We start from the raw sequence: 25,451 nt of genomic DNA on the forward strand, positions 1-25,451 counted from the left end.
TGCGCGCCTCGGCACCAGCTTGGGAACCAAAAGACCGGATCTCGCCGGTGCATCACGGAAAATGTGGATCTAAGCAAGGAACAGACACTCGCGTCGTTGTGACGGAATGCTGTGACACCAGCAATTTCAATGGGTTAGGAATGGCGGAGAGAAAGGGATTCGAACCCTTGAGACGGTTCCCCGCCTACACACTTTCCAGGCGTGCGCCTTCGACCACTCGGCCACCTCTCCGCATCGCTTCTGACCGGTCTGGAAAGGCCGGTATCGCGGATCCCCGAGGGGCCGCTGCGAGCGAGGCGCAATATACTCATCATCGTTTGCGACGCAAGGGATCACTTGGCGGCGTCACAGATTGTTTTTCGGGCACGCCAGCCCCACATGCTGGCTGACCTTGTGGCGCGCCGGAGCGCGTGGCACAAGACTAGCGTGCCTGGCAGTGGAACGAACCGGGGGCGGTTCGATTTGATCAAGCCAGCATAGGGAATGTGGATGCGGCTTGTCTTGCGAGTATTGGGCACCTGGCTGATCGGCCTGGCGCTGATTTTTCTTGTCGTGGATGGCACAAAGTCATTGGCGGCCAATGCATTGGTCCTGACCAGCCTGGGAGAGGCCTGGACGCAATTGCATCCGCCCAGCATTGAGGCGGTGAGCGGGTTTTTTGAAAGCCGGTTCTTTGCCGATCTGCTCGACGCCGCGATGCAGACGCTCCTGACCTATCCGGCCTTTGCCGTGCTGGGCGTGCCTGGAATTGTGATAGCCTTGATGGGCCGCCGTCCGCGCCGCGAGCGCTTCCTGCGCCAGGAGCAGCTATGATCCAGGGCCGGCCCGTCCGGCGTAACCGTTTCAGGGTCGCAACCGAATAGAGGGCTGAAAGGAGCATCACATGTTCTTCCGCCAAAAGCCGACCACTATCCCCAGCCCCGCCGAGGCGCTGCCGGGGCGCGAACAGGCCATGCCGGTCGCCGCGGACCACTTCGTCAACGGTGCCGCGCTCAAGGGCCCCTATCCCGAGGGAAGCGAGACGATCTATTTTGGCCTGGGCTGTTTCTGGGGTGCCGAACGCCTGTTCTGGAAACTGCCGGGCGTGCTGGTCACCGCCGTTGGCTATCAGGGCGGGCACACGCCCAACCCGACCTATGAAGAGGTCTGTTCGGGGCGCACCGGCCATACCGAGGCGGTCATGGTGGTCTATGATCCCGACCGGATCAGCCCGGACAGCCTGCTCAAGACGTTCTGGGAGGAGCACGACCCGACCCAGGGCATGCGACAGGGCAATGACGTGGGCACGCAATACCGCTCGGCCATCTATACCACCACGCCCGAACAGGCCGACGCGGTGGCCAGCAGCCGTGCCGCCTATCAGCGCGCCCTGGACGCCCGCGGATTGGGCCCGATCACCACCGAAATCGCGCCGGCTGGACCGTTCTATTTCGCCGAAACCTATCACCAGCAATATCTGGCCAAGAACCCCAATGGCTATTGCGGCCTGGCCGGCACCGGCGTCAGCTGCCCGATCGGCACCGGCGTTGCGGCCCAATGACAGGCGCCCGACCGAGCAGATCAAGGGCGCTCTGCAGCAGCAGGGCGTCCTCGGCTGACCGCGCCCCGTTCAAGGCGTGATGGCATAGACCTTGAGCGGCCCGCCTTGCGAGATGTCTTCCAGCCATGGCGGCGGGGTCCCGGCGGCGAGCAGGTTCAGCACCGTTCCCGGCTGGTCGAGCCCAGGACCGCGCATTTCAGGCATCGCCGGACAGGTGACCAGCAGGTCAAGGCCGCGAGCGGCGGCGATCTGCCGGGCCTCTTCGGCCGGCCGGTTGAAGAAGCGGAACGCGTCGAGCACGCCTGCCTCATTGCGGTGATAGGGTGCTGCCACCACCGCATGGGGCGTTTCCAGCAGCAGGTGCGAGCCCAGGTCGATCGGGTTCATCACTGTGGTTGGCGGCAAGGCGCGCAGCTCGGCAAAGGCTTCGCTGGCAAGGCAGGGTATCTTGCTGGCCCGTGCGGCGCTCAGTGCCTGGGCCCGCCCGTCCGGTAGCAGGTTCATTACCCCGCCAACCACGAGGCTGAGCACAACGCCGGAAAAGACCAGCCAGGTTCCCATCAAGCCCAATGCCGGCAAGATGCGTGGACGGGCGAGATAGACCTGCCGGGCGCTGACAATCAGCCAGGCGGCGGCGGGAATGGTCGGCACGATCGTCAGGCGCGCCCCGCGGATCTGTGCCAGCATGATCAGGGTCGTGCATCCCAGAAACACCAGCAGCGTCAGCCAGCCCAGGCGTTTGCCGGGCTCTCGCCAGAAAGCCAGCACTGCGGCGGCCAGGGCCAGGAAGACCGGGGCACCCACGGTAATGGCATAGGCTGGCAGGTCGAACAGCGAGGTGTGCCAGGGCTTGGCTTCGACGATTGCGGCAATCCAGTTTTCCTGCAGCCAGGGGTCGAGCGCCGCATAAGGCCCGCCCAGGCATTGGGGATAGACAAGTGCCACGACCGCGCCCGAGGCGAGCCCCAGAACGCCCAGCAGCGCCAGTCGCCACATTGCCCGTCGCGGTGGTGGCAGCAGTGAAACCCCGCCAAAGGCCAGGCCGACCAGCAGGCCCGCAAGGACAAAGACCGGCGAGATCATGTCGCAGGCCGCCTCCAGCCAGCGCGCCGGTGGCCGGGTCAGGACCAGCATGAGGGCCAGGCCGCCACCCAGCCCGAGGCCGAAGCGCCAGAGCGTGCGGGCGCGACCGGGATCGAAGACATATCCCAAACCGAAAGCGAGGATGGCGGCGACGACAACCGGGGCCGCCTCCAGCGCCACCGAAAGCGACATGGCAGCGAGAAGGCCGGCGATCCACGCTGCACCCGGGCGGCGCAGGGCGATCAGGCTGGCCAGCAGGGTTGCCATGGATAAGAGAATGATGACGTTGTGATGGTCCACCCGGCCCGGGACGAACTCGGCCAGGATCGCGGGGCTCAGAACCGGCAGGACCACGCCCGGCAGCAGGCCTGCCCGTCCGACCAGTTCCATCGTCGTGCGGGTGCTCAGCCATAGCAACCCACCGAGCAGCAGGACCGGCCAGACGGCCCCCGTGAACAACAGGGCATTGGTCGGATCGGTGAAGCGGCCGGCCAGCCACAAAAGTGCGGCCAGAGGCAGGTCGATCAACCGCGACCAGTGGATTTCCGCGCCAAACGGCGTGTTGAGCCGGTGTTGGGTAAGGTCGTACCAGCCTTGCCCGGCAAGGAAGTCGCGGACCACCACCATGCGCATCGCATCGTCCGTGTCCACAAATAGCGGCATGCCGGTATTGGTCACCAGGCCACGCCAGAGCAGGGCGGTTGCCGCCAGCACCCAGATACCGGCAATCCACAGCCAGTCGTATCGCCCGGCATTGGGCTGGATTGGATCAGACACGCTTGGGTTCTCTCTGCTGCGGCCGGGACGCAGACCATGGAATAGCACGCGTTAACAGCCCGTGCAGTGGACGTTGCGGCCCGAACCCGAAAGTTGGATTATCCCGACCTGCTGGCAGGAGGACAACGCATGACTGACGCACCCGGCCTCGGCCCCATTGGCCAGATTGCCCGCACCGTGGGTGATATTGCCGCAGCCAGGCACTTCTATGACGAGCTGTTGGGCTTACCGTTGCTCTATGAGTTCCCGGGCATGGCCTTTTTCGATCTGGGTGGCACGCGGCTCTATTTGCAGGAGGGCGAAGCCGGCCGGTCTGAATCCATCCTCTATTTCCGCGTCGCTGACATTGCCGCCAGCCATGCGCACCTCGAACGCAAGGGTGTCAAATTCCTGCAGCCGCCGCATTGTGTGCACAGGCATGCCGATGGCCTTGAGGAATGGCTCGCCTTTTTCGCCGATCCCGAAGATCGTCCGCTGGCGCTGATGGCTCAGCAGCGTCCCGCCTGAAGGTCGAGCGCAGAAAAGCGAATTTCGCTAACCACTTGCCAACTATTGCCAGTTCAGGATGAAGGTGGACGCAGGGTCTGCTCAGTGGACGCAAAAATAGACAAGATCTGGACTTTACCGGAAACCGATCCGGTCAAGGCACTGGCGCCTATCCGGCGGCTGGTGGTTGGCGCATTTCTCGGATCGCTTCTGGCGGGGTCGGTTCTGGTTGCCTCGACCCTGCATGTCATGTCGACCACTGACAACCTCTCCATGGCTGACGAGCGTGCCCGCGCCGCAGAGATCGTCGATATCCTGGTTACGCTGCCCGCCGAGGAGATTGCCCCGGCGCTGGAGAGCCTGGCGCCTGTCGCCGGTTTGCGCGATCTGACCCTTTCACCCGCGCCCGCGTCAGACGACTATGTGCAATCCCTGCCGCTGCTCTCCGGTCCGTTGGGCAGCCACTTCCTGACCTGGACCGCCGACCGCCCGGGACTGTTCCTGTTCAACAATTATGCCCCCTTGCGGGTGCCGCTGATGCTGGCCCTGATCGGCAGTGTTCTGGCGTGCCTGGTGGCCATGTTGCGGCATGTGCGGCGGATCGAGAGCGAGCGCGTCGCCGCCCAGAGGCAGGCCATGCGCGACCATCTGACCGGCCTGCCCAATCGGCTGGCGCTGGAGGGCGAGATGGCCCGGCTGAGCTCCGAGCAATGGAACTTTTCGGTGCTGGCGCTCGATCTCGACCGGTTCAAGCCGGTCAACGACCTGTTCGGCCACCATGCCGGTGACCTGGCGCTGATCGAGGTCGCGCAGCGCCTGGCCGCGCAACTGCATGCCGGCGAGTTCCTGGCGCGCATCGGCGGCGACGAGTTCGTGGCCATTGTCCATCGGGGCGCGCGCCGCGCCGATCTCACCCAATTGGCGCGCGATTGCATCGCCGCCATCAGCGAGCCGTTGCGCTCGGTCGGTCCCAATATCTGCGTGGGGATCAGCGTGGGCATTGTCGAAGATGGCCCCAGCCACCCCGCGGCCGCCCTGCTCAAGCAGGCGGATAGAGCGCTCTACGAGGCCAAGCGTCTCAATGGCGGCGCCTTCTGTTTCGCCGGTGAAAAGGGCTCCTCGCCCTCTCCGGGGCAGGAAATGCCAGCCCACTTTCACACAGCCGGTTTCCTGGCGCGTACCGCCTGAGGCGGATCAGTTGCCCGGCTTTGTTTCGTTCCGCGGCCGTGGTGCCAGTCCATGCATGAACAACTGCTCGAGATAACGCGCCGCGTCCTCGAACCGTCCCTCACCATTGCGGCCCTTGCCCAGCACGGCCCGCACCTGTACGTCGAAATCGGCATAATGCTGGGTGGTCGCCCAGATCGAGAAGATCAAGTGATAAGGATCTGTGCGCGCCAGCCGCCCCTGATCCATCCAGCTCAGGAGAATCTTGGCTTTCTCGTCCACCAGGTTCTTGAGATCGACCTCGATCATCTCGTGAATGCGCGGCGCCCCCTGCAGCATCTCATTGGCAAACAGCCGGCTTTCGCGCGGGAAGTCACGGGCCATTTCGAGCTTGCGCCGGATATAGGAACGGATTTCCGAGAAGGGGTCGCCATCTTCATCCATCTCCCTGAGCGGCGCCAGCCAGGTGTCGAGCAGGGCACCGATCAGCCGGCGGTGGATCTCTTCCTTTCGGGGAAAATAATAGAGCAGGTTCGGCTTGCTCATCCCCGCCACTTCCGCGATCTGGTCAATCGTGGCGCCCCGGAAGCCATGCACTGAAAACACTTCCAGCGCCGCCTCGAGAATAATGTCCTGCTTTTCCTTCTGGATGCGGGTAAGGGGGCGCTGACGTGCCGGCGGATGGGTCGCGGCCGCTTTGGCATCGGCCTTGTGCTGGCGTCGGGCGGTGACCGGGAGCGGATCGGCACCCTTGAGTTTTTTTACGACCATTTTCGCCTTGCGGGAATGTGTAGGGATGCTAACATTTTTCCAACTGGTCAAAATTTCAGGGGTTCGCGCGTCCGCGTCAAGACCCAAAACGAGACCAGGCCAGATTCAACGGGAGCGAGAATTTCGTGTCCACTTCGTCCAATGTTGCGCCGAACGATCTCAGCGCGTTCTGGATGCCCTTTACGGCAAACCGGCAGTTCAAGAAGGCCCCACGCATGTTCGTGGCCGCCAAGGACATGCATTATACCACCGCCGACGGCCGCCAGGTGCTTGATGGCACGGCGGGCCTGTGGTGTGTCAATGCCGGGCATGCGCGCCCCAAAATCGTCGAGGCCATCGCCAAGCAGGCGGCTGAGCTCGATTATGCTCCCGCCTTCCAGATGGGTCATCCCAAGGCGTTCGAGCTGGCCAACCGCCTGGTCGATCTGGCACCGGACGGGCTCGACCACGTGCTGTTCACCAATTCAGGCTCGGAATCGGTGGAGACCGCGCTCAAGGTCGCGCTGGCCTATCACAAGGTAAAGGGCGAGGGCTCGCGCACCCGTCTGATCGGCCGGGAACGCGCCTATCACGGCGTCAATTTCGGCGGCATTTCGGTGGGCGGCATCGTCACCAATCGCAAGATGTTCGGCACGCTTCTGACTGGCGTCGACCACATGCCGCACACCCACAATCTCAAGCAGAACGCCTTTTCGCGCGGCCTTCCCGAGCATGGCGCCGATCTGGCCGATGAGCTGGAACGCATCGTCACTCTGCACGATGCCTCCACTATCGCCGCCGTCATCGTCGAGCCCGTGGCCGGTTCAACCGGCGTGCTCATCCCGCCGGCTGACTATCTGAAGCGCCTGCGCGCGATCACCAAAAAGCACGGCATTCTGCTCATCTTCGACGAAGTGATCACCGGTTACGGCCGTCTCGGCACGCCCTTCGGTGCCGACTATTTCGGCGTCGTGCCCGACATCATGGTGACGGCCAAGGGGTTGACCAATGGCGTCATTCCCATGGGCGCCGTCATGGTTTCGGCCGAGATCCACGACACCTTCATGCAGGGTCCGGAACACCTGATCGAGTTCTTCCACGGCTATACCTATTCGGGCAATCCGGTGGCCTCGGCGGCGGGCCTGGCCACGCTCGAAACCTATAAGGAGGAGGGCCTCCTCACCCGCGGCAAGGAACTGGGCAAGGTCTGGGAGGATGCGCTGCATTCCCTCAAGGGCCTGCCCCATGTCATCGACATCCGCAATATTGGTCTCGTCGGCGCCATTGAGCTCGAGCCGATTGCCGGCCAACCGACCAAGCGCGCTTTCTCGGCTTTCCTGAAAGCCTATGAGCAGGGCCTGCTCATCCGCACCACGGGCGATATCATTGCGCTGTCGCCACCGCTGATCATTTCAGAAAGCCAGATCGGCGAAATCGTCTCGACCCTGTCGGGCATTCTGAAAATCCTGGATTGAGGAGGCAGGCCCTGATGCAGATCATCGAGAATGCCGTCGCCGGCAAGCGCTATGTCTCCTCGTCCACCCGCCGGGTGCCGGTCTTCAATCCGGCCACGGGCGAGCAGAGCGCCGAACTGCCGCTGTCCACCCTGGATGAACTGAACGCGGCGGTTGAAAACGCGAGGCAAGCGCAGGTGGCCTGGGGCAATACGCCACCCATGAAGCGTGCCCGCGTCATGTTCAAGTTCAAGGCGCTGCTCGACCAATATGCTGACGATCTGGCGCGCGAGATTTCCAAGGAACATGGCAAAGTGCATGACGATGCTTTGGGCGAAGTGGCCCGCGGCATCGACTGCGTCGATTTTGCCTGCGGCATCCCGCAGCTCCTCAAGGGCGAATTCTCCCGCAATGTCGGGCCCTCGATCGACAGCTATTCCGATCGCCAGCCGCTGGGCGTCGTGGCCGGCATTACCCCGTTCAACTTCCCGGCCATGGTGCCGATGTGGATGTATCCGGCCGCCATTGCCTGCGGCAACGCATTCATATTGAAGCCTTCCGAACGCGACCCGAGTGCTTCAATGCTGGCCTGGAACCTCTTCATGGAAGCCGGGCTGCCCGAAGGCATTCTCAATATCGTCCATGGCGACAAGGAAATGGTCGATGGCATTCTCGACCATCCCGATATCAAGGCCGTGTCCTTTGTCGGCTCCACCCCGATCGCCGAATATGTCTATCAGCGCGGCACCCAGGCCGGTAAGCGCATGCAGGCGCTGGGCGGCGCCAAGAACCACATGGTCATCATGCCCGATGCCGATCTCGACCAGGCCGCCGATGCGCTGATGGGCGCCGGCTATGGCTCGGCCGGCGAGCGCTGCATGGCCATTTCGGTCGCCGTGCCGGTGGGCAAGGACACAGCCGACGCGCTGGTCGCAAAGCTGAAACCCCGCGTTGAATCGCTGAAGATCGGCCCGGCCACCGACAAGGACGCCGAAATGGGTCCGGTGGTCACGAAAATGCACCGCGACAAGATTCTCGGCTACATCGACTCAGGCGTGGAGCAGGGCGCCAAGCTGGTCGTCGACGGCCGCGGCTTCAAGCTCCAGGGCTATGAAGAAGGCTATTATGTCGGCGGCACGCTCTTCGACAATGTCGAGCCGGACATGAAAATCTACAAGGAAGAGATTTTCGGGCCCGTCCTGTCGGTCGTCCGCCGCGACAGCTTCAAGGATGCGGTCGATCTCATCCATGGCCATGAATATGCCAATGGCACGGCCATCTTTACCCGTGATGGCGATGCGGCACGCGAATTTGCTGACAAGATCGAAGTGGGCATGGTGGGCATCAATGTGCCGATCCCGGTGCCGGTGGCCTACCATTCCTTCGGCGGCTGGAAGCGCTCGCTTTTCGGTGATCATTCCATCTATGGGCCCGAAGGGATCCACTTTTATACCCGGCTCAAGACCGTCACCACCCGCTGGCCCGCCGGCATCAAGGGCGGCGCCGAATTCAGCTTTCCGAGCGTGAAGTAGGTGGTCATGGTCAGCGCTACAAAGAAATCGCTGACCACCCGCTCTCTCTCCGGCACGGAGAGGGAATATGGCGCCGATCCCCCATCCTTCCGGCCCTGCCGTTCGCCCCAGCGCGACGGCGGGGCTTTTTGTTTCGATCAGAACGACGAGTAAGCATCATGACCTCTCCCGGCGAAAACCTTCGGATCAATGGCGACCGGCTCTGGGAGAGCCTGATGGAGATGGCCAAGATCGGGCCGGGCGTGGCCGGTGGCAATAACCGCCAGACCCTCACCAATGCCGACAAGGAAGGCCGTGAACTCTTCGCCAGATGGTGCGAGGAGGCGGGTCTGACGCTGGGCGTGGATGAAATGGGCACCATGTTTGCCCGCCGCGAGGGCGAGGACCCGAGCCTTGATCCGGTCTATGTTGGTTCTCATCTCGATACCCAGCCGACCGGCGGCAAATATGACGGCGTGCTCGGCGTGCTGGGCGGGCTCGAGCTGGTCCGCACCCTTAACGATCTCGGCATCAAGACCAGGCGCCCCATCGTCGTCACCAACTGGACCAATGAGGAAGGCACCCGCTTCGCCCCGGCCATGCTGGCCTCGGGCGTTTTTGCCGGCATGCACACCCAGGACTGGGCCTATGATCGTCTCGATGCCGAGGGCAAGCGCTTTGGCGACGAGCTTGAGCGCATTGGCTGGAAAGGTCCCGAAAAGGTTGGCGCGCGCAAGATCCACGCCATGTTCGAACTCCATATCGAACAGGGTCCGATCCTGGAGGCCGAGGGCAAGGATATCGGCGTCGTCACCCACGGGCAGGGCCTATGGTGGCTCGAGGTGACGCTCACCGGCAAGGAAGCCCATACCGGCTCGACCCCGATGAATATGCGCGTCAATGCCGGGCTCGGCATGGCACGGGTGACCGAGGCGGTGCACCGCATCGCCATGGCGCATCAACCCAATGCCGTGGGCGCGATTGGCCAGGCCAATGTCTATCCCAACTCGCGCAACGTCATTCCGGGCAAGGCGGTGTTCACCATCGATATCCGCTCGCCCGAACTCGACAAGCTCACCTCGATGCGCGAGCAGATCGAAGCCGAAGCGGCAAAGATCGCTGAAGAGCTGGGCCTGGGTCTCAATATCGAGCCCACCGGTCATTTCGATCCCGTCACCTTCGACGAAAACTGCGTCAAGGCCGTCCGCGACGCTGCCGAACGGCTCGGTTACAGCCACCGCAACATCGTCTCGGGCGCCGGCCACGATGCCTGCTGGATCAACCGCGTCGCGCCGACCGCCATGGTCATGTGCCCCTGCGTCGATGGCCTGAGCCACAACGAGGCCGAAGACATCTCCAAGGAATGGGCCACCGCCGGCGCCGACGTGCTGTTCCACGCCGTGGTCGAGACCGCGGGGATTGTGGAGTGATGAAGCGGGCAGTTGATGTCGCGCAGCGACACCTCTCCCTTTGGGGGAGAGGTCGGCCCGAAGGGGCGGGTGAGGGGGCCTAATGAGCACACTCAAGACCCGGTTTGCGGCGCAGGCCGCCAAGACCCTGCGATCCAATATGTCGGACGCAGAGCGAAAGCTTTGGCGCGTGCTGCGCAATCGGCAGTTTCGTGGGTTCAAATTCGTCCGACAGTTACCAGTCGGGCCCTACATTGCCGATTTTGCCTGTCGCGAAGCGGATCTGATCATCGAGATCGATGGCGGGCAACATGCACAGAACAAGCGCGACGCCGTTCGCACGACCGAACTTGAAAGTTATGGTTTCGCTGTGATCCGCTTTTGGAACAGGGAAGTCCTGACTAATATCGATGGCGTCTTTGCCGTCCTATCCGAGCACATAGAAAAGGCCCCCTCACCCGGACTTCGCTTCGCGAAGCCCGACCTCTCCCCCGAAGGGAGAGGTGAAGAGCGGCCGGGGAAACAAGGGAACGCATCATGAGCACAGTCATCAAGAACGGCACCATCGTCACCGCCGATCTCAGCTACGAAGCCGATGTGAAGATCGAAGGCGATACGATCGTCGAGATCGGCAGGAACCTTTCGGGCGACGAGACCCTGGACGCCACTGGCTGCCTGATCATGCCGGGGGGCATCGACCCGCATACCCATCTCGAAATGCCCTTCATGGGCACTTACTCGGCCGATGATTTCGAGAGCGGCACCCGCGCGGCGCTGGCTGGCGGCACCACCATGGTAGTCGATTTCTGCCTGCCCAATCCCGAGCAGAGCCTGCTCGAAGCGCTCCAGATGTGGGACAACAAATCCGGCAAGGCCTCGACGGATTATTCCTTCCACATGGCCATCACCTGGTGGGGCGAGCAGGTGTTCAATGAAATGGCCGAGGTGGTCGACAGAGGCATCACCTCGTTCAAGCACTTCATGGCCTATAAGGGTGCGCTCATGGTCAATGACGATGAGATGTTCGCCAGCTTCCAGCGTTGCGCCGCGCTCGGCGCCCTGCCGCTCGTCCATGCCGAGAATGGCGACGTCGTTGCCGCCATGACAGCCAAGCTGCTCGCCGAAGGCAATAACGGCCCCGAGGGCCATGCCTATTCGCGCCCGCCGGAAGTCGAGGGCGAAGCCACCAACCGCGCCATCATGCTGGCCGACATGGCCGGGGTGCCGCTTTATGTCGTGCACACAAGCTGCGAACAGGCGCATGAAGCCATCCGCCGCGCCCGCCAAAAGGGCATGCGCGTCTATGGCGAGCCGCTGATCCAGCATCTGACGCTCGACGAGAGCGAATATTTCAACCCTGATTGGGACCATGCCGCCCGCCGCGTCATGTCGCCACCGTTCCGCAACAAGCAACACCAGGATTCGCTCTGGGCCGGGCTGCAGGCGGGTTCGCTCTCCTGCGTCGCGACGGACCATTGCGCCTTCACCACCGAGCAGAAGCGCTTCGGCGTCGGCAATTTCTCGAAAATCCCCAATGGCACGGGCGGCCTCGAAGATCGCCTGCCGGTACTCTGGACCGCCGGGGTCAATACCGGGCGCCTGACGCCGAACGAGTTCGTCGCCGTCACCTCGACCAATATCGCCAAGATCCTCAACCTCTATCCCAAGAAGGGTGCGGTCATGGTCGGCGCCGATGCCGATCTCGTGGTCTGGGACCCCAAGCGGAGCAAGACCATTTCGGCCAAGTCCCAGCAATCGGTGATCGACTACAATGTGTTCGAAGGCTTCGAGGTGACGGGCCTGCCGCGCTTCGTTCTGAGCCGCGGCAAGGTCTCCATCGTCGAAAACGAGGTCAAGGCCGAGCCGGGCCATGGCAAGTTCGTCGCCCGCGAGGCGAAAAACCCTGTGAACCGGGCGCTGAGCCAGTGGAAGGAAATCGTCGCCCCCCGCAAGGTGGAACGCAGCGGTATTCCGGCGACCGGGGTTTGATGAGTTTGGTTTGGTTCGTGTTGAAGGCCCCCTCACCCGGCCCGGCGGGCCGACCTCTCCCCCAAAGGGAGAGGTGTCGCTACGCGACGTTGAAGCTGACAGCACCTCTCCCTGGGGGGAGAGGTCGCCGCGAAGCGGCGGGTGAGGGGGCCTCCCAATGACTGTCGTCTCCGCCCAAAATCTCGGCCTGACCTTCCCCACCGGCGATGGCGATGTGGTTGCGCTCAGCGACGTCAACCTCACCATCGACAAGGGCGATTTCGTCTCCTTCATTGGTCCCTCGGGCTGCGGCAAGACGACGTTTCTGCGCACCATTGCCGATCTTGAAAAGCCCACCTCGGGGACGCTCAGCGTCAACGGCATGAGCCCCGAAGAAGCGCGCAAGGCGCGGGCCTATGGCTATGTCTTTCAGGCGGCGGCGCTCTATCCGTGGCGGACCATTGAAAAGAATATCGCCCTGCCGCTCGAGATCATGGGACATTCTGCGGCCCAGCAGGCCGAGCGCATCCAGCGAACAATGGAGCTGGTCAATCTCTCGGGCTTTGAAAAGAAATATCCCTGGCAGCTTTCCGGCGGCATGCAGCAGCGCGCCTCCATCGCCCGCGCGCTGAGTTTTGATGCCGATCTTCTATTGATGGACGAGCCCTTCGGGGCGCTGGACGAAATCGTCCGCGATCACCTCAATTCCGAGCTCTTGAAGCTCTGGGCCCGCACGGAAAAGACCATCTGCTTCGTCACCCATTCCATCCCGGAGGCGGTTTATCTTTCGACCAAGATCGTGGTCATGTCGCCGCGCCCCGGCCGGGTGACCGACATCATCGAGAGCACTCTGCCGCGCGAGCGCCCGCTCGATATCCGCGAGACCCCCGAATTTCTCGCCATCGCCGCCCGAGTGCGCGAAGGATTGCGGGCCGGGCATAGCTATGACGAGGATCACGTGTGAACCGCCTCCTCCCCGTCCTCACCATTCTCATCGCCATCGTCGCCTTCTGGTATGCCATGGCGATCCATATGAATGCGCCCTGGCAGAACCAGCTCAATGCCCGCGCGGACCTGGTCGATGTGCCGTTCACGGAGTTCGCCGCCCAGACCTGGGCGCAGGACAAGCCGGTGCTGCCCGCGCCGCATCAGGTGGTTGCCGAAATCTGGAATGCCACTGTCGGGCTGGAGATCACCTCGCGCCGCTCGCTGGCCTATCACGGCTGGATCACCCTTTCGGCAACGCTGCTCGGCTTTGCCTTTGGCACGGCGCTCGGCGTGCTGCTGGCCGTGGCCATCATCCATAATGACGCCTCGGACCGCTCGCTCATGCCCTGGATCATCGCCAGCCAGACCATTCCCATTCTCGCCATCGCGCCCATGGTGGTGGTCGGCCTGGGCTCGGTGGGGTTGACCGGGCTGGTGCCCAAGGCGCTGATCTCGATGTATCTGAGCTTCTTCCCGGTGGTGGTCGGCATGGTCAAGGGGCTGCGCTCGCCCGAGGCCATCCAGCTTGATCTCATGCGCACCTATGATGCCAATGGCTGGCAGGTGTTCTGGAAATTGCGCTGGCCCGCCGCCATGCCCTTCCTCTTTGCCTCGATGAAAGTGGGCATTGCCATTTCGCTGATCGGTGCCGTCGTCGCCGAACTGTCCAATGCCTCGGGTGGAGGCTTGGGCGTGCGCCTCCTCACCGGCTCCTATAACGGCCAGACGGTGCAGATCTGGGCGGCCCTGTTCATCGCCGCGGGCCTCGCTGCTGTGCTGGTAGCGATTGTCGGCGCGGCTGAAAGATGGGTCAACACGCGCATGGGAGCACGGGCATGAACCGCACCGGCCTGACCGCCATGCAATTGGCACTGGCCCTCCTGGCCGGCGGCGCCGCGCTTCTGGGCCTGGGGTTCGGCCTTTCCAGTTTTGGCACCGCCCCGTTGCTGACCCTCTATTTTGCACTCGGCGCGGCGTCGCTGGTCCGGCTGGCGCTGCCGTTCAGCCTCTGGTTCGACGGCGCGCTGATGCTGTTCGGCGCCGTGGCGCTAATCCTGGCGCTGCCCGCCGAGGGCGCCGTGCCGGCCCATTTCTGGTGGGCGCTGGTGGCGAGCTGGGCGTTTGCCTGGTTGTTTGTCGAGCGCCTGTCGGCCGCCATCCGCCAGGGCCAATTGCCCGAAACCGGCACGGGTCTGGTCATCCCGATCATTTTTGGCCTTGCTTTGCTGGTCGCCTGGGAAGCCATTACCCGCGGCGCCAACGTACCGCCGGTGCTGCTGCCGCCGCCCTCGGCGATCTGGGCGCGCATGACCGCCGAAGTGCCTACGCTCTGGGCCGATTTCGTGCAGACCTTCATCAAATCCGTACTGCCCGGCTATGCCATGGGCTGCCTGGCGGGGCTCATCGTCGCCATTGCCGTGGATCGCTCGCCTTTCCTCAAGGCCGGGGTCATGCCGATCGGCAATTTCATGTCGGCGCTGCCCATTATCGGCATCGCCCCGATCATGGTCATGTGGTTCGGCTTCGACTGGCAATCCAAGGCCGCCGTCGTGGTCGCCATGACCTTCTTCCCCATGCTGGTCAATACCGTGGCCGGGCTCAACGCCGCCTCGGCCATCGAACGCGACCTCATGCACACCTATGCCGCCAACTATTGGCAAACCCTTATGAAGCTAAGGCTCCCCGCTGCGGGCCCCTTCATATTCAACGCCCTCAAGATCAACTCGACTCTGGCCTTGATCGGCGCAATCGTAGCGGAATTCTTCGGAACGCCCATTGTGGGAATGGGCTTCCGGATTTCGACCGGGGTGGGGCGTCTCGCCATCGACCTGGTCTGGGCGGAGATCGCTGTTGCGGCGGTCGCGGGGTCCGCCTTCTACGGGGTGATCGCCCTCATCGAAAGGGGCGTCACCTTCTGGCATCCGTCTGTCCGTGGTGGACGGACGTAAAGGGAAAAGGGAACGACAACATGAAAAAGTTTATCGGAGGTCTCGTTGCAGGCGCCTTGGCGCTTTCGGCCAGCACCGCCTTGGCGCAGGACGCGCTGACCCTGCAATTGAAGTGGGTCACGCAAGCCCAGTTCGCCGGCTATCTGGTCGCTGAATCCAAGGGCTTTTATGACGAGGAAAATCTCGACGTCACCATCCTGCCCGGCGGCCCCAATATCGCCCCCGAACAGGTGATCGCCGGCGGTGGCGCCGATATCATCGTCACCTGGATGGCCGCCGGCATGGCCGCCCGTGAATCGGGTGTGCCCCTGGTCAATATCGCCCAGCCCTTCAAGCGCTCGGGCCTGATGATGATCTGCCCCGAGGAAACCGGCATCACCGAAGTCGCCGATTTCCCGGGCCATACCCTGGGCGTCTGGTTCTTTGGCAATGAATATCCCTTCTTTGCCTGGATGAACAAGGAAGGCATCCCCACCGATGGCTCGGACGGCGGCGTCACGGTGCTGCAGCAGAGCTTTGATATCCAGCCTATGATCCAGGGCCAGGCCGACTGCATCTCGGTCATGACCTATAACGAATATGGCCAGGCGCTCGATGCCGGCTACGGCCCGGATAACCTCACCATCTTCAACTATACCGAGATGGGCAATGACCTGCTTGAAGATGGTCTCTATGTCATGGAAGACACGCTGGAGGATCCGGCCAAGGTCGACGCCTATACACGCTTTGTGAAGGCCTCGATGAAGGGCTGGGCCTATGCCCTGGAAAACCCGGAAGAAGCCGCCGAGATCGTGGTTGAAATGGACGATACCGGTGCCGCCGAATATGAGCACCAGCTCTATATGACCGGCGAGGTTTCCAAGCTTGTCGATGCCACCGACCCGGCCCTCGACATGGATACCTATGAGCGCACGGTGCAGGCCCTGCTCGACCAGGAAATCATCACGGCCGAACCGGAAGGCGCCTATACCAGCGTCGTCACCGACGCCCTGAAGTAAGCAATGCTTACCGAGTGAATTGAGCGGGCGGGGAGCAATCCTCGCCCGCTTCGCTGTGCTGGCCCGCTGGAACAAAACCACCCCCCTCACAGTTGTTTGACCACTCGCGTCTTTCAACAAGAGGGTTTTCCCCCATGAACTCCATCATCTATCTCGTCGGCCTTGTCGTGATTGTCATGGCTATCCTGTCCTTCATCGGCCTGGCTTGAGCCAGAACGGGAGGACACAGACATGAGCATGGACACACCACCCGGCGTTGCCGTCGTTGAAACAGAAATCACCAGGGACCAGGCCGAACGCAGCTATGTCGATTGGCCGGCCATCTTCGCCGGGATCGTGTTGGCCTCGGCCATCTCGCTGGTACTGATCAGCTTCGGCTCGGCCATTGGCCTCAATTTCATCGACTTCAATGCCCGTGAGGGCGCCCCGGCCATTCTGATCGGCATTGGTGCGGCAAGCTGGTTCCTCTGGGTCCAGATCTCCTCCTTCATGGCCGGCGGCTATCTCACGGGTCGCCTGCGGGCGCGCAATTTCGACGCCACCGAGGACGAAAGCGATATGCGTGACGGCGCTCATGGCCTGCTGGTCTGGGGCGGTGCCATGATCATCGGTGCCATTCTGGCCGTTGGTGGCATTGGCGCAGTGGGCAGTGCCGTGGGCACCACCATTGCTACCGCCACCACGGCCGCTTCCAATGTCTCGGAAGGTGCAGCGGACGGGCTCGACCCCAATGCCTATTTCATCGATACCCTGTTCCGCGCCGATACCCCGGTCGATCCCGGCGTGGCCCGCGACGAAGCCGGCCGCATCTTTGCCCAGGCCGCTCTGGGTGACGGCACGGTTGCCGCCGAGGACCGCACCTATCTCGCCACTATAGTGGCCGCCAATACCGGCCTGCCGCCTGCCGAGGCCGAAGCGCGTGTCGATAGCGTCATCGCCAATGTCGAAGCGGCGCGTGTCGAAGCGGTGGAAGCAGCGCGCATTGCCCGCAACACGGCCATCCTTGCAGCATTCCTGCTGGCGGCCTCCTCGCTGGTCTCGGCCATCGGCGCCTATTGGGCTGCACAGAAGGGTGGCAATCACCGCGACAACAACACCGTCTTTGCTGACGTCTTCCGTCGGTTCTAGGCGCGCAGGAAAAGGAGACTAGCGATGTTCAAGGCACTTGCCCTCTGGCTGCTCGGTGTGCCGATCTGGCTTATCATCATCATCTTCCTGGTCTTCTGACCGGAAGGCCAAAAAAGCGGGGAGCGATCCCCGCTTTTCTTTTGCGGGTGAGGATGGTGGTCACTTCTTCAGCCCACGGATGAGCGCCTTCATCACCTTGCGATAGTCATTGATCTCGTCTGCAGGCGCCAGCGACGCCCGGTCGAACATGGCGCTGAGCAGATGCGCCAGCGGCAGGGGCGGAAGGTCCTTGATGGCGCCCGCTTCAATGGCTGTACCGACCCCCTCAACCAGCGTGCGCAGGCCATGCCGCGCATCGATCTCATCGACCGCCGCGCGCCCCAGCACGGCCGGCGCGTCCACGATCAGCAGGCGGCGGCGCCCTTCGTCCTGCATGGCGGCCAGGAACCCCTCGCCACCCCGGATCAGCGCCTTGACCGGGCCGGGCTCATCTTCGCCGCCCTCGGCCGCCTGGTGGATGGTCAGCGCCAACAGCGCGTGCTCCTCTTCCACCACGGCGGCAAACAGCGCCTGCTTGTCCGCAAAATGATGGTAGAGCGCGCCACGCGTCACCCCGGCTGCCTTGACGATTTCCGGCGTGCTGGTCGCTGCATAACCCTTTTGCGCAAACAGCGTTCGAGCGGCTGCGACCAGGGCCCGGCGCGTGGCAGTCCGACGATCCTCCTGACGTCTTCTGACATCCATCTTTCATACATCCTGCATCTATCAATCAAACATGCTGCGTGTTTGTAATGATAAAGCCAATTCAGGGAGACGATCAATGTTCAACACGCTTTATCCTCTGCTCCATGTCCGGGATGTGGCCGCGACCAGCCGCTTCTATCAGGAGCATTTCGGCTTCGAGCCGGTCTTTGAGAGCGATTGGTATGTGCAATTACGTGGTGGTGCCACGGGCAATGAGCTGGCCGTGATCGCCTTTGATCATGAGACCATCCCGCCCCAGGGACGCCATCCCACCGCCAATCTGATCCTCAGCTTCGAGGTGGAAGACGCCGCGGCAGACGCAGGGCGGCTCGAACAGGCCGGTGTTTCCATCGTCCAGCCGCTGCGCGACGAGGTGTTCGGCCAGCGCCATTTCATCGCCGCCGATCCCAATGGCATCCTGCTCGATGTCATCACGCCCATCGAACCCGACCCGGACTGGCTCGCCGCACAGGGTTGACCACCCTTGCGCCGGCGGCCCGATCACCATAGCTCTGGGGTGATCCCATCCCAGAGCCATTGTCATGACCAAGTCTGTAGCCAATAAGACCCTTGCCGATTTTTCCGCCAATCGCCTCGACGGTACACCACAAGACCTCTCCGCATTTGCCGGTCAGGTGGTGCTGATCGTCAATGTGGCCAGCCAATGCGGTTTTACCCCGCAATATGAGGGGCTCGAAGCACTCTATCAGCAGTTCAAGCATCGGGGCCTGGTCATTCTCGGCTTCCCCTGCAACCAGTTCGGCGCGCAGGAGCCGGGCAGCAGCGAGGAGATCGCGCAATTCTGTGCGCTCAATTTCGGCGTCAGCTTCCCCATGTTCGAGCGTATCGAGGTCAATGGCGAGGCCGCCCATCCCCTGTTCGACTGGCTGACCGCCGCCGCCCCGGGCGTCCTGGGGACCGAGGCCATCAAGTGGAACTTCACCAAATTCCTGCTCGACCGGGACGGCAAGGTGGTTGATCGCTTTGCCCCCACCACCGAACCGGCCGAGATCGCCCCGGCCATCGAAAAGCTGCTGTAACCAAACGGCCACATCCTTCATCACATTCCTGTCCGTGCGGAACGCATCCTGGGCGTCGCCGTTTGTTGGGCAAGGGGCGGAAATGAGCCAGCCTTCCCCAGGCAGCTCCCCTTGAAAGAGGCGGTCCAAAGGATCGCCGCATGAAAGGAATGACAAAAATGAAAAAGACCCTTCTGGCCTCCGCGGCCGTGATTTCGCTTGGCCTGTCGCTGCCCGCCATGGCGCAGGATGCCGGTGTTGTCGATGCTGAAGCCGGCGCTACCATCGGCGCAACCGGCGGCGCTGCCGGTGGCGCAACGCTGGGCTTTCTGGCTGGTGGCCCCATCGGCGCGGTGGTCGGCGGTTTTGCCGGCGCGGTGATCGGTGCCGAAGCCGGCATCGAAACCTCCACCATCGAATATGCCGGCACCAATCCGGTCGAGCCGGTGATGATCGAAGGTTCGCTTGATGTCGGCGCCACCGTGCCCGCCGGCGTGACCATCTATCCGGTCGAGGGTGACCCGGATCATGGCTATTTCTATGCCAATGGCCGCGTCTGGATCGTTGACCTCAACACCAACACGCTGGTGCAGTCGCCCGGCTATGTGGTGAACCAGTCGGCCGCCGATTTCGCCATTGCCAACCCGGTCGAGCCGGTCAATGCCGAAGGCGACGTGGTGGTGGGCTATGTCCTGCCCGACACGGCAACCATCACCCCCGTGCCCGAAGACCCCTATTATGGCTATGTCTATGTCGATGGCCGCCCGGCCCTTGTCGACAGCAGCTCGCGCACCATTGTGTGGATCCAGTAAGTCCATCTACCGCAAGTCACTGGCCGCCCGGACTTCTGTCCGGGCGGCTTTGCTTTGTCCGGCCAATGCTTTAGATTTCGCCTCGGATGACCAACCGGACGGCGGGGTCCGGCAGACATTGGAGGCGGGGCCAATGGCCGATATTCTCGACTATTGCAGTGAACTTGCAGAAATCCGGTTCAAGTCCGGCCAGATCATGCTGCCCGAAGGCGAACGGCTGGGCAAACTGCTGGTGCTCATCGATGGGCAGGTTGAGGTCATCCGCGAGCGCACCCAGGTCACCCATGTCGACGAGCCCGGCTCGATCTTCGGGGAAATGGCGGTCCTGCTCGACATGCCGCACTCCGCCACGGTCAAGGCCCTCTCCGAGGTGCGGGCTTATGAAATTCCCGATGCACTGACCTTTCTCGAGGCCCACCCGGAAATGAGCCTGCATATCGCCACCATGCTGGCGCGGCGGCTCTATTACACCACCTCCTATCTCGTGGATCTGCAACAGCAGGCGGCCGGCAAGCGGCAGGATCTCGATCTGGTCGATCAGATTCTTTCCACCCTGGTCGATCCGGCCGAGGCCGGCAAAAGCGGTAAATGAGCAGCGGCCCGGCCATCACCATTGCCTATTGCACCCAGTGCAACTGGCTGTTGCGGTCCGGCTGGTTGGCCCAGGAACTGCTCTCCACCTTCGGCATCGAGCTTGGCCAGGTCGCGCTTGTTCCTGGCACTGGCGGCATTTTCGAGATCCATCTCGATGGTGAGCTGATCTGGGAGCGCAAGCGCGATGGCGGCTTCCCCGATAGCCGGGTCCTCAAGCAGATGGTGCGCGACCGCATCGATCCGGGCCGCGATCTGGGCCATCTCGACCGGGCGGGTCTGAAAGAGTAAGAGGCTTTCCAATTCCTCTCAGTAGGTTAGTCTCTGCCCATCACTGCCAGCTTGGGAGGCCTGCGTCATGGCACATAAGTTCAACATCACCCCTGCCGCCAACGATCAGTTCAAGTTCGACTTTTCCTACAATTCCGAAAAGATCTTCTGGTCCGAAAACTACAAGCAGAAGGCCAGCGCCCAGAACGGCATCGACTCGCTCAAGAAGAACGCACCCGATGCCATCACGGTCGACCTGTGCAAGGGCGAAGAGGGCACGGGCTATCGCTTCGAGATCGTTGAATCCAAGGACGGCCAGCATTTCGTGCGCTTTGTCGCCGCCAATGGCGAGACCATGGCCCGCACTGAAACCTATGCCTCCAAGGCCTCGGCCAAGAACGCCATCGACTCGCTCAAATCCAACGGCCCAGGCGCCGAGGTCAACGACCAGGCCTGACGCCCATTCCCAAAGCCGGGCCGCTTGCATTAGTCTCCCGGCGAAACCTGTCCGGGAGATGCCAACACTATGCGTATCACTTCACTTCTGATGGCCGGCGCCGCGCTGGCTGCCTTCGCCCTGCCGGCCGCCGCCCAGGACCTCCCCGATCTTGAGGGCCGGGTCATCCAGGCGGTCACCGAAAACGCCTATTATCCGCTCAACTTCGCCGGTCCTGACGGAGAGGGCATCGGGCTGGAATATGATGTCATCAACGAGGTCGCCAGGCGCCTGAATGCAACTGTCGAATGGGATCTGACCGCCTGGGACGTGATGATCGAAAGCGTGCGCACCGGCCAGTTCGACATCGGTGCCGACGGCATCACCATCACCGAGGAGCGTGAAGAACAGATCGACTTCACCGATCCCTTCATCACCGTCGAGCAATATTTCCTCGTCCGCGCCGATGAAGAGCGCATTACAGGGCCCCAAAGCTTTGCCGAAAACACCGATCTCCTGTTCGGTGCCCAGGCCGGCACCTCGTCGTTCTACACCGCCATCTATGATGTGCTCGATGGCGACGAAGCCAATCCGCGGGTCAAGACCTTCGACAGCTTCGGCGCCGCCGTACAGGCCGTCAAATCGGGCGACGTTGATGCGGTGATCGCCGACCAGGCCGCCTCGGCCGGCTATATCGGCGCCGATCCGGGTTCGTTCAAGCAGGCGGGCGAAGCCATCAAGTCCGACCCCTTCGGCTTCATCCTCACCCCCGGCTCGGACCTGGTCGAACCCGTCAACGCGGCCCTCGCCCAGCTTCGCGACGAAGGCTGGCTCGACGAACGCATCAATTACTGGTTCTTCGAATACGCAGCGGAATAGGACGCGTTACCGACATATCCCCATGCTGGCGGCTCCTCCGCACCCTCAATCCTTCCGCATTGAGGGGAGGGATTAAGGGTGGGGGTTCAGGACCACCCACCGCCTTTGGCGCCAAAAGTCCAGTACACCCCATGACCTACCAGCCCCGCCGCCCCTCCATCCTTTCGCGCATGCCCTGGTGGCTGCTGGCCATCGGCCTGCTTTTCGTGCTGGGGCTGTGGGCCATCACCACCAACGGCACCTATGCTTCGATCTTCCGCACCCTCTCGGGCGGTGTGCTGACAACGCTCTGGGTCACTATCCTGGCTTTTGTCGCCGCCACCGCGCTGGGCCTGCTGATCGCCCTGGCACGCACTTCGGGCAATCGGGTGCTGCGCGAGGTCGCGACATTCTATGTCGAGATCATTCGCGGCATCCCCATTCTGGTGTTTCTGTTCTACGTTGCCTTTGTCGCGGCGCCTGCCATGGTGGCCGGCTTCAACTGGGTCTTCGCTCCGCTGATCGATTGGGGTCTTCTGGCCCCGGCCACGGTACGCGGCTTCGACTTTGTCTGGCGTGCCATCTTCGCGCTGACCGTGTGCTATTCCGCCTTCATCGCCGAAATCTTCCGCGCCGGCATCGAGGCGGTGGGGCGCGGCCAGATCGAGGCGGCCCGATCATTGGGGTTGAGCCGCTGGCATTGCTTCCGCCATATCATTTTCCCCCAGGCCCTGCGCACCATTCTGCCCCCGCTCGGCAATGATTTCGTCTCCATGGTCAAGGACAGCGCCCTTGTCTCGGCGCTCGGCGTGCAGGACATCACCCAGTTGGGCAAGCTCTCGGCCTCCTCGAGCTTCCTGTTCTTCGAGACCTACAACGTCGTCGCCTTCCTCTACCTCACCATGACCATCTCGCTTTCCCTGCTGGTGCGCTGGCTGGAAAAGGTGATGGACGGACGGGTCGTGCGCTAGGATTTGCGCGGTCATCTTGCACCGGGCGCCGCGACCCACCATCTTGTTCCGGTCAGCCGGAGGACCTCCATGCATTCCATCGCCCGCCTTGCCATCGTCGCCGCCGCGGCCATCTCCCTTGCCGCCTGTGGCAATCGCAACGAGGTGGGCAATGTCGGGGTCGACTGGACTGGCAATGACATCTCGATCGAGGCGCTGGCCGATCCCGATGTCGAGGGCGTGGTGTGCCACCTCTCCTTCTTCAATCGCTCCTTTATCGACCGGCTGAGCCAGGGCAACTGGTTCGAAGACCCTTCTTATTCCGCGCTCGATTGCTCGGCAGTCGGCCCGATTACCGTGGGCGACATCTCTACCCGCGGCGCTGGCGAGGAGATTTTCCGCGAAGGCCGCTCGCTGATCTGGAAGTCGCTGCGCGTCACCCGCATCTATGATGCGGCCAACAACGCGCTGGTCTATCTGGCTCATGCCCGCCAGATCCAGCAGGGCTCGGGCAAGATGAGCCTTTCAGTGGTGCCGCTCAACGGGCTTGATGTGACCTGGGAAAATGGCGCGCCCACGCCACAGCCCGCGGTCGAAGGCTCGGTCCTGGTGCAATAGCACTCGATACGATTTGAATTAAAACACCATCAAACCCGCCATGACCGCGCAATGAGTCGGTGCCAGCCTTCTCGGGCAGTCGATGTCCCGGGAGGGGTTCATGTCGGGTTTGCTCGCCTATCTGGCCGATAATGCGGCCGATCTGCTGCTCAATGCCACCTTTGGCCTGTCGGTCTACATGATCGCCAGGCTGCTCAAGGCCAGCCCGTCTGCGGCCATAGTCTTCGCCGCCATCCCCTTTGGCGCGATCCTGCTGCTGCAAAATCCGGCCGTGCCGAACCGCCTCATGGCGCTGTTGGGCTGACCAGCCTCATTTCGATCCACAGATCGCAACGGCAACGGCTTGCCTGAATGGGCCTGAACAAGGCAAAACCATTCCGCTTGCCTCCGCTTCAATCGGGGGGCATCAGCACGATATTCTAGCCATCACAATAGACAGCAGACCTGCGACAGCGCGGGCAGAGGAAGACGACCATGGCAATCCTGATTGGCGATACCGCCCCGGACTTCACTCTCGAATCCACCGAGGGCACCATCCACTTCCACGATTTCATCGAAGGATCCTGGGCGGTGCTGTTCAGCCACCCCAAGAACTTCACCCCGGTCTGCACCACCGAACTGGGCTACACCGCCAAGCTCAAGGACGAATTCGCCAAGCGCGGCGTCAAGGTGCTGGGCCTGTCCGTCGACAAGCTCGAAGATCACGCCGGCTGGGCCAAGGACATCGAGGAAACCCAGGGCTCGGCCCTCAACTTCCCGCTCCTGGCCGATACCCAGGGTGAGGTCGCGCGCAAATACGACATGATCCACCCCAATGCCGACAACACGCTGACCGTACGTTCGCTTTTCGTCATCGGGCCGGACAAGAAGGTCAAGCTCAAGATCGAATATCCTGCTTCGACGGGCCGCAATTTCGATGAGATCCTGCGCGTCATCGACAGCCTGCAACTGACCGCCAAACATCAGGTTGCCACCCCGGTGAACTGGAAGAATGGCGAAGACGTCATCATCGTCCCCGCTGTTTCCAATGAAGCGGCCAAGGACAAATTCCCGGGTGGCTGGAAGGAAGTAAAACCCTATCTCCGCATTGTGCCTCAGCCCCAGGGCTGATTGCACCACATTCTTCGTTTCTCTCCCTGACCAACTGGGCGATGGCTTCCGGCCATCGCCTTTTTCTTTGCCCGAAGTCCACCCCGCCAGCCACATTGATGCCCCATTCTGGCCGGGGCGAGCGGTAATCGAGCCCAAATGCCTGCTGTGGCCGCCACCAGATCGCGCCCGGATGTCTGGTTTGCCGGAACCGTTGCCGCATGGCCACACTCCGCAAACCGGTTCCTCTATTGCCCAGATTTGGGCCTCAGCATGACAGGTTGGACGTAAATCCGTGGATTCAGTTTCTAAGGTTTACGTGATCTTGCGCCGCCCCGACTGGCGCAAGGCTTTGGAAACCTGCGGCAGAGCGGCCACAAACTGGGGCGGGACGTCGCAGGCGGCCCAAACGGCCCAGATTCGGGCGGGCACTGCCTCTATTGAAGCGGCATCGAAAACTTCAGTGAGCCTCCAGACCATTGACTAAGCGTATCGCAATCGCCGCCGTATCGGCCGCAACCCTCCTCGCCTTCTCCGCTTCGGCCGCCTATGCCCAGTGTGGCGGCGCCTCCTGGTATGGCCCGGGATTTCACGGCAAGACGGCTGCCTCCGGCCAGATCTTCGACCAGAACGCCATGACCGCCGCCCACCGCACCCTGCCTTTCGGCACCAAGGTCGAGGTGACCGACCAATCCACCGGCAAGTCCGTGGAAGTCACCATCAACGATCGCGGCCCCTTCGTGGGCAAGCGCATCATCGACCTCTCCAAGGGGGCCGCCGCAGCTCTGGGTTTCCAGAACAAGGGCGTCACCTCTGTCTGCATCGCGCAGCGCTAAGATATTCACCCGTCTTCCGGG

The 25,451-nt window shown here is 62.5% G+C and carries 29 protein-coding genes, 1 tRNA gene and 1 pseudogene; 27 read left to right on the top strand and 4 right to left on the bottom strand.

Annotated features, from left to right (window positions below; genetic code table 11):
* Window positions 1-141: 141 nt before the first annotated feature.
* Window positions 142-231: transfer RNA gene (locus QZ564_RS00600), tRNA-Ser, on the bottom strand.
* A gap of 258 nt (window positions 232-489) precedes the next feature.
* On the opposite strand from QZ564_RS00600, the gene QZ564_RS00605 reads away from it, so the two are divergent.
* A complete protein-coding gene (locus QZ564_RS00605; protein ID WP_297103219.1) occupies window positions 490-813 on the top strand; it encodes a hypothetical protein in 324 nt (107 codons plus the stop codon).
* Window positions 814-883: 70 nt separating this feature from the next.
* Window positions 884-1,540 (top strand): peptide-methionine (S)-S-oxide reductase MsrA, encoded by a 657-nt coding sequence (msrA, locus tag QZ564_RS00610; RefSeq protein WP_297103221.1) that lies wholly within the window; start codon window positions 884-886, stop codon window positions 1,538-1,540.
* 69 nt (window positions 1,541-1,609) lie between these two features.
* Here the strand turns inward: msrA and QZ564_RS00615 are convergent, their stop codons facing one another.
* Entirely contained in the window at window positions 1,610-3,400 is a 1,791-nt protein-coding gene (locus tag QZ564_RS00615) for a hypothetical protein (protein WP_297103224.1), read from the bottom strand.
* A 129-nt stretch (window positions 3,401-3,529) separates the two neighbouring features.
* Here QZ564_RS00615 and QZ564_RS00620 point away from each other — a divergent pair, with 129 nt between their 5' ends.
* Together QZ564_RS00620 and QZ564_RS00625 are read left to right on the top strand one after the other, a co-directional pair.
* A complete protein-coding gene (locus tag QZ564_RS00620) occupies window positions 3,530-3,907 on the top strand; it encodes a VOC family protein (protein WP_297103227.1) in 378 nt (125 codons plus the stop codon).
* An 84-nt stretch (window positions 3,908-3,991) separates the two neighbouring features.
* Window positions 3,992-5,074, top strand: a complete 1,083-nt coding sequence (locus QZ564_RS00625; protein ID WP_297103231.1) for a GGDEF domain-containing protein — start codon at window positions 3,992-3,994, stop codon at window positions 5,072-5,074.
* A 6-nt stretch (window positions 5,075-5,080) separates the two neighbouring features.
* Here the strand turns inward: QZ564_RS00625 and QZ564_RS00630 are convergent, their stop codons facing one another.
* The gene (locus QZ564_RS00630; protein ID WP_297103234.1) at window positions 5,081-5,824 is read right to left on the bottom strand and encodes a TetR family transcriptional regulator C-terminal domain-containing protein; all 744 of its coding nucleotides are present in this window, start codon (window positions 5,822-5,824) and stop codon (window positions 5,081-5,083) included.
* Window positions 5,825-5,997: 173 nt separating this feature from the next.
* Here QZ564_RS00630 and QZ564_RS00635 point away from each other — a divergent pair, with 173 nt between their 5' ends.
* The 10 genes from QZ564_RS00635 to QZ564_RS00680 all read left to right on the top strand — a co-directional run bounded on the left by QZ564_RS00635 (window position 5,998) and on the right by QZ564_RS00680 (window position 17,207).
* The gene (locus tag QZ564_RS00635) at window positions 5,998-7,278 is read left to right on the top strand and encodes an aspartate aminotransferase family protein (protein ID WP_297103485.1); all 1,281 of its coding nucleotides are present in this window, start codon (window positions 5,998-6,000) and stop codon (window positions 7,276-7,278) included.
* 14 nt (window positions 7,279-7,292) lie between these two features.
* Window positions 7,293-8,789, top strand: coding sequence for a CoA-acylating methylmalonate-semialdehyde dehydrogenase (locus tag QZ564_RS00640; RefSeq protein WP_297103237.1), 1,497 nt, complete (start codon window positions 7,293-7,295; stop codon window positions 8,787-8,789).
* Between the two features lie 158 nt (window positions 8,790-8,947).
* Window positions 8,948-10,198 carry a Zn-dependent hydrolase gene (locus QZ564_RS00645; protein ID WP_297103240.1) on the top strand — a complete coding sequence of 417 codons (1,251 nt, stop codon included), beginning with the start codon at window positions 8,948-8,950 and terminating at the stop codon, window positions 10,196-10,198.
* Window positions 10,199-10,280: 82 nt separating this feature from the next.
* Window positions 10,281-10,718 (top strand): endonuclease domain-containing protein, encoded by a 438-nt coding sequence (locus QZ564_RS00650; RefSeq protein WP_297103243.1) that lies wholly within the window; start codon window positions 10,281-10,283, stop codon window positions 10,716-10,718.
* Window positions 10,715-12,166, top strand: coding sequence for a dihydropyrimidinase (gene hydA, locus QZ564_RS00655; protein WP_297103245.1), 1,452 nt, complete (start codon window positions 10,715-10,717; stop codon window positions 12,164-12,166). The genes QZ564_RS00650 and hydA overlap by 4 nt, the downstream gene beginning before the upstream one ends.
* A gap of 157 nt (window positions 12,167-12,323) precedes the next feature.
* Window positions 12,324-13,109, top strand: a complete 786-nt coding sequence (locus QZ564_RS00660) for an ABC transporter ATP-binding protein (RefSeq protein ID WP_297103247.1) — start codon at window positions 12,324-12,326, stop codon at window positions 13,107-13,109.
* Entirely contained in the window at window positions 13,106-13,972 is an 867-nt protein-coding gene (locus tag QZ564_RS00665) for an ABC transporter permease (RefSeq protein WP_297103250.1), read from the top strand. The genes QZ564_RS00660 and QZ564_RS00665 overlap by 4 nt, the downstream gene beginning before the upstream one ends.
* Window positions 13,969-15,081: an ABC transporter permease gene (locus tag QZ564_RS00670; protein WP_297103253.1), complete on the top strand. Its 1,113-nt coding sequence runs from the start codon at window positions 13,969-13,971 to the stop codon at window positions 15,079-15,081. The genes QZ564_RS00665 and QZ564_RS00670 overlap by 4 nt, the downstream gene beginning before the upstream one ends.
* A gap of 20 nt (window positions 15,082-15,101) precedes the next feature.
* Window positions 15,102-16,079: an ABC transporter substrate-binding protein gene (locus QZ564_RS00675; RefSeq protein ID WP_297103256.1), complete on the top strand. Its 978-nt coding sequence runs from the start codon at window positions 15,102-15,104 to the stop codon at window positions 16,077-16,079.
* A gap of 231 nt (window positions 16,080-16,310) precedes the next feature.
* Entirely contained in the window at window positions 16,311-17,207 is an 897-nt protein-coding gene (locus tag QZ564_RS00680) for a hypothetical protein (RefSeq protein ID WP_297103259.1), read from the top strand.
* A 159-nt stretch (window positions 17,208-17,366) separates the two neighbouring features.
* Here QZ564_RS00680 and QZ564_RS00685 read toward each other — a convergent pair whose 3' ends face one another.
* On the bottom strand, window positions 17,367-17,951 hold the full coding sequence (locus QZ564_RS00685; protein WP_297103260.1) for a TetR/AcrR family transcriptional regulator: 585 nt from the start codon (window positions 17,949-17,951) through the stop codon (window positions 17,367-17,369).
* Between the two features lie 76 nt (window positions 17,952-18,027).
* Between QZ564_RS00685 and QZ564_RS00690 the strand changes: the two genes are divergently transcribed.
* The 13 genes and pseudogenes from QZ564_RS00690 to QZ564_RS00750 all read left to right on the top strand — a co-directional run bounded on the left by QZ564_RS00690 (window position 18,028) and on the right by QZ564_RS00750 (window position 25,430).
* Window positions 18,028-18,429: a VOC family protein gene (locus QZ564_RS00690; protein ID WP_297103263.1), complete on the top strand. Its 402-nt coding sequence runs from the start codon at window positions 18,028-18,030 to the stop codon at window positions 18,427-18,429.
* 64 nt (window positions 18,430-18,493) lie between these two features.
* Window positions 18,494-18,991, top strand: a complete 498-nt coding sequence (locus QZ564_RS00695) for a glutathione peroxidase (protein WP_297103266.1) — start codon at window positions 18,494-18,496, stop codon at window positions 18,989-18,991.
* A 158-nt stretch (window positions 18,992-19,149) separates the two neighbouring features.
* On the top strand, window positions 19,150-19,782 hold the full coding sequence (locus tag QZ564_RS00700) for a DUF1236 domain-containing protein (protein WP_297103269.1): 633 nt from the start codon (window positions 19,150-19,152) through the stop codon (window positions 19,780-19,782).
* 133 nt (window positions 19,783-19,915) lie between these two features.
* Complete coding sequence (locus QZ564_RS00705; RefSeq protein ID WP_157955611.1) at window positions 19,916-20,374, top strand: cyclic nucleotide-binding domain-containing protein; 459 nt, start codon at window positions 19,916-19,918, stop codon at window positions 20,372-20,374.
* The gene (locus QZ564_RS00710; protein ID WP_297103276.1) at window positions 20,371-20,664 is read left to right on the top strand and encodes a SelT/SelW/SelH family protein; all 294 of its coding nucleotides are present in this window, start codon (window positions 20,371-20,373) and stop codon (window positions 20,662-20,664) included. Before QZ564_RS00705 ends, QZ564_RS00710 begins: the two co-directional genes overlap by 4 nt.
* Window positions 20,665-20,731: 67 nt before the next feature.
* Window positions 20,732-20,887, top strand: a pseudogene (locus tag QZ564_RS00715) (DUF1508 domain-containing protein); the annotation flags it as partial.
* A 12-nt stretch (window positions 20,888-20,899) separates the two neighbouring features.
* Window positions 20,900-21,100: a DUF1508 domain-containing protein gene (locus QZ564_RS00720; RefSeq protein WP_297103488.1), complete on the top strand. Its 201-nt coding sequence runs from the start codon at window positions 20,900-20,902 to the stop codon at window positions 21,098-21,100.
* A gap of 69 nt (window positions 21,101-21,169) precedes the next feature.
* Window positions 21,170-21,958, top strand: a complete 789-nt coding sequence (locus tag QZ564_RS00725; RefSeq protein ID WP_297103278.1) for a transporter substrate-binding domain-containing protein — start codon at window positions 21,170-21,172, stop codon at window positions 21,956-21,958.
* Between the two features lie 131 nt (window positions 21,959-22,089).
* Entirely contained in the window at window positions 22,090-22,908 is an 819-nt protein-coding gene (locus QZ564_RS00730) for an amino acid ABC transporter permease (protein ID WP_297103281.1), read from the top strand.
* 69 nt (window positions 22,909-22,977) lie between these two features.
* The gene (locus QZ564_RS00735; protein ID WP_297103284.1) at window positions 22,978-23,505 is read left to right on the top strand and encodes a CreA family protein; all 528 of its coding nucleotides are present in this window, start codon (window positions 22,978-22,980) and stop codon (window positions 23,503-23,505) included.
* 100 nt (window positions 23,506-23,605) lie between these two features.
* Complete coding sequence (locus tag QZ564_RS00740; RefSeq protein WP_157955610.1) at window positions 23,606-23,809, top strand: hypothetical protein; 204 nt, start codon at window positions 23,606-23,608, stop codon at window positions 23,807-23,809.
* A gap of 170 nt (window positions 23,810-23,979) precedes the next feature.
* Window positions 23,980-24,615, top strand: a complete 636-nt coding sequence (locus QZ564_RS00745) for a peroxiredoxin (RefSeq protein ID WP_297103289.1) — start codon at window positions 23,980-23,982, stop codon at window positions 24,613-24,615.
* A 458-nt stretch (window positions 24,616-25,073) separates the two neighbouring features.
* Window positions 25,074-25,430, top strand: a complete 357-nt coding sequence (locus QZ564_RS00750; protein WP_104892412.1) for a septal ring lytic transglycosylase RlpA family protein — start codon at window positions 25,074-25,076, stop codon at window positions 25,428-25,430.
* The last annotated feature ends 21 nt before the right edge of the window (window positions 25,431-25,451 follow it).

Source organism: uncultured Devosia sp. (assembly GCF_913055165.1).
Classification (GTDB): domain Bacteria; phylum Pseudomonadota; class Alphaproteobacteria; order Rhizobiales; family Devosiaceae; genus Devosia.

Excerpts from the sequence above, each read along its gene's own strand:
- QZ564_RS00605 (WP_297103219.1), top strand. The coding sequence starts at position 490 with ATGCGGCTTGTCTTGCGAGTATTGGGCACCTGGCTGATCGGCCTGGCG.
- msrA (WP_297103221.1), top strand. The coding sequence starts at position 884 with ATGTTCTTCCGCCAAAAGCCGACCACTATCCCCAGCCCCGCCGAGGCG.
- QZ564_RS00620 (WP_297103227.1), top strand. The coding sequence starts at position 3,530 with ATGACTGACGCACCCGGCCTCGGCCCCATTGGCCAGATTGCCCGCACC.
- QZ564_RS00630 (WP_297103234.1), bottom strand. The coding sequence starts at position 5,824 with ATGGTCGTAAAAAAACTCAAGGGTGCCGATCCGCTCCCGGTCACCGCC.
- QZ564_RS00635 (WP_297103485.1), top strand. The coding sequence starts at position 5,998 with ATGCCCTTTACGGCAAACCGGCAGTTCAAGAAGGCCCCACGCATGTTC.
- QZ564_RS00640 (WP_297103237.1), top strand. The coding sequence starts at position 7,293 with ATGCAGATCATCGAGAATGCCGTCGCCGGCAAGCGCTATGTCTCCTCG.
- QZ564_RS00645 (WP_297103240.1), top strand. The coding sequence starts at position 8,948 with ATGACCTCTCCCGGCGAAAACCTTCGGATCAATGGCGACCGGCTCTGG.
- QZ564_RS00650 (WP_297103243.1), top strand. The coding sequence starts at position 10,281 with ATGAGCACACTCAAGACCCGGTTTGCGGCGCAGGCCGCCAAGACCCTG.
- hydA (WP_297103245.1), top strand. The coding sequence starts at position 10,715 with ATGAGCACAGTCATCAAGAACGGCACCATCGTCACCGCCGATCTCAGC.
- QZ564_RS00660 (WP_297103247.1), top strand. The coding sequence starts at position 12,324 with ATGACTGTCGTCTCCGCCCAAAATCTCGGCCTGACCTTCCCCACCGGC.
- QZ564_RS00670 (WP_297103253.1), top strand. The coding sequence starts at position 13,969 with ATGAACCGCACCGGCCTGACCGCCATGCAATTGGCACTGGCCCTCCTG.
- QZ564_RS00675 (WP_297103256.1), top strand. The coding sequence starts at position 15,102 with ATGAAAAAGTTTATCGGAGGTCTCGTTGCAGGCGCCTTGGCGCTTTCG.
- QZ564_RS00680 (WP_297103259.1), top strand. The coding sequence starts at position 16,311 with ATGAGCATGGACACACCACCCGGCGTTGCCGTCGTTGAAACAGAAATC.
- QZ564_RS00685 (WP_297103260.1), bottom strand. The coding sequence starts at position 17,951 with ATGGATGTCAGAAGACGTCAGGAGGATCGTCGGACTGCCACGCGCCGG.
- QZ564_RS00690 (WP_297103263.1), top strand. The coding sequence starts at position 18,028 with ATGTTCAACACGCTTTATCCTCTGCTCCATGTCCGGGATGTGGCCGCG.
- QZ564_RS00695 (WP_297103266.1), top strand. The coding sequence starts at position 18,494 with ATGACCAAGTCTGTAGCCAATAAGACCCTTGCCGATTTTTCCGCCAAT.
- QZ564_RS00700 (WP_297103269.1), top strand. The coding sequence starts at position 19,150 with ATGAAAAAGACCCTTCTGGCCTCCGCGGCCGTGATTTCGCTTGGCCTG.
- QZ564_RS00705 (WP_157955611.1), top strand. The coding sequence starts at position 19,916 with ATGGCCGATATTCTCGACTATTGCAGTGAACTTGCAGAAATCCGGTTC.
- QZ564_RS00710 (WP_297103276.1), top strand. The coding sequence starts at position 20,371 with ATGAGCAGCGGCCCGGCCATCACCATTGCCTATTGCACCCAGTGCAAC.
- QZ564_RS00725 (WP_297103278.1), top strand. The coding sequence starts at position 21,170 with ATGCGTATCACTTCACTTCTGATGGCCGGCGCCGCGCTGGCTGCCTTC.
- QZ564_RS00730 (WP_297103281.1), top strand. The coding sequence starts at position 22,090 with ATGACCTACCAGCCCCGCCGCCCCTCCATCCTTTCGCGCATGCCCTGG.
- QZ564_RS00735 (WP_297103284.1), top strand. The coding sequence starts at position 22,978 with ATGCATTCCATCGCCCGCCTTGCCATCGTCGCCGCCGCGGCCATCTCC.
- QZ564_RS00740 (WP_157955610.1), top strand. The coding sequence starts at position 23,606 with ATGTCGGGTTTGCTCGCCTATCTGGCCGATAATGCGGCCGATCTGCTG.
- QZ564_RS00745 (WP_297103289.1), top strand. The coding sequence starts at position 23,980 with ATGGCAATCCTGATTGGCGATACCGCCCCGGACTTCACTCTCGAATCC.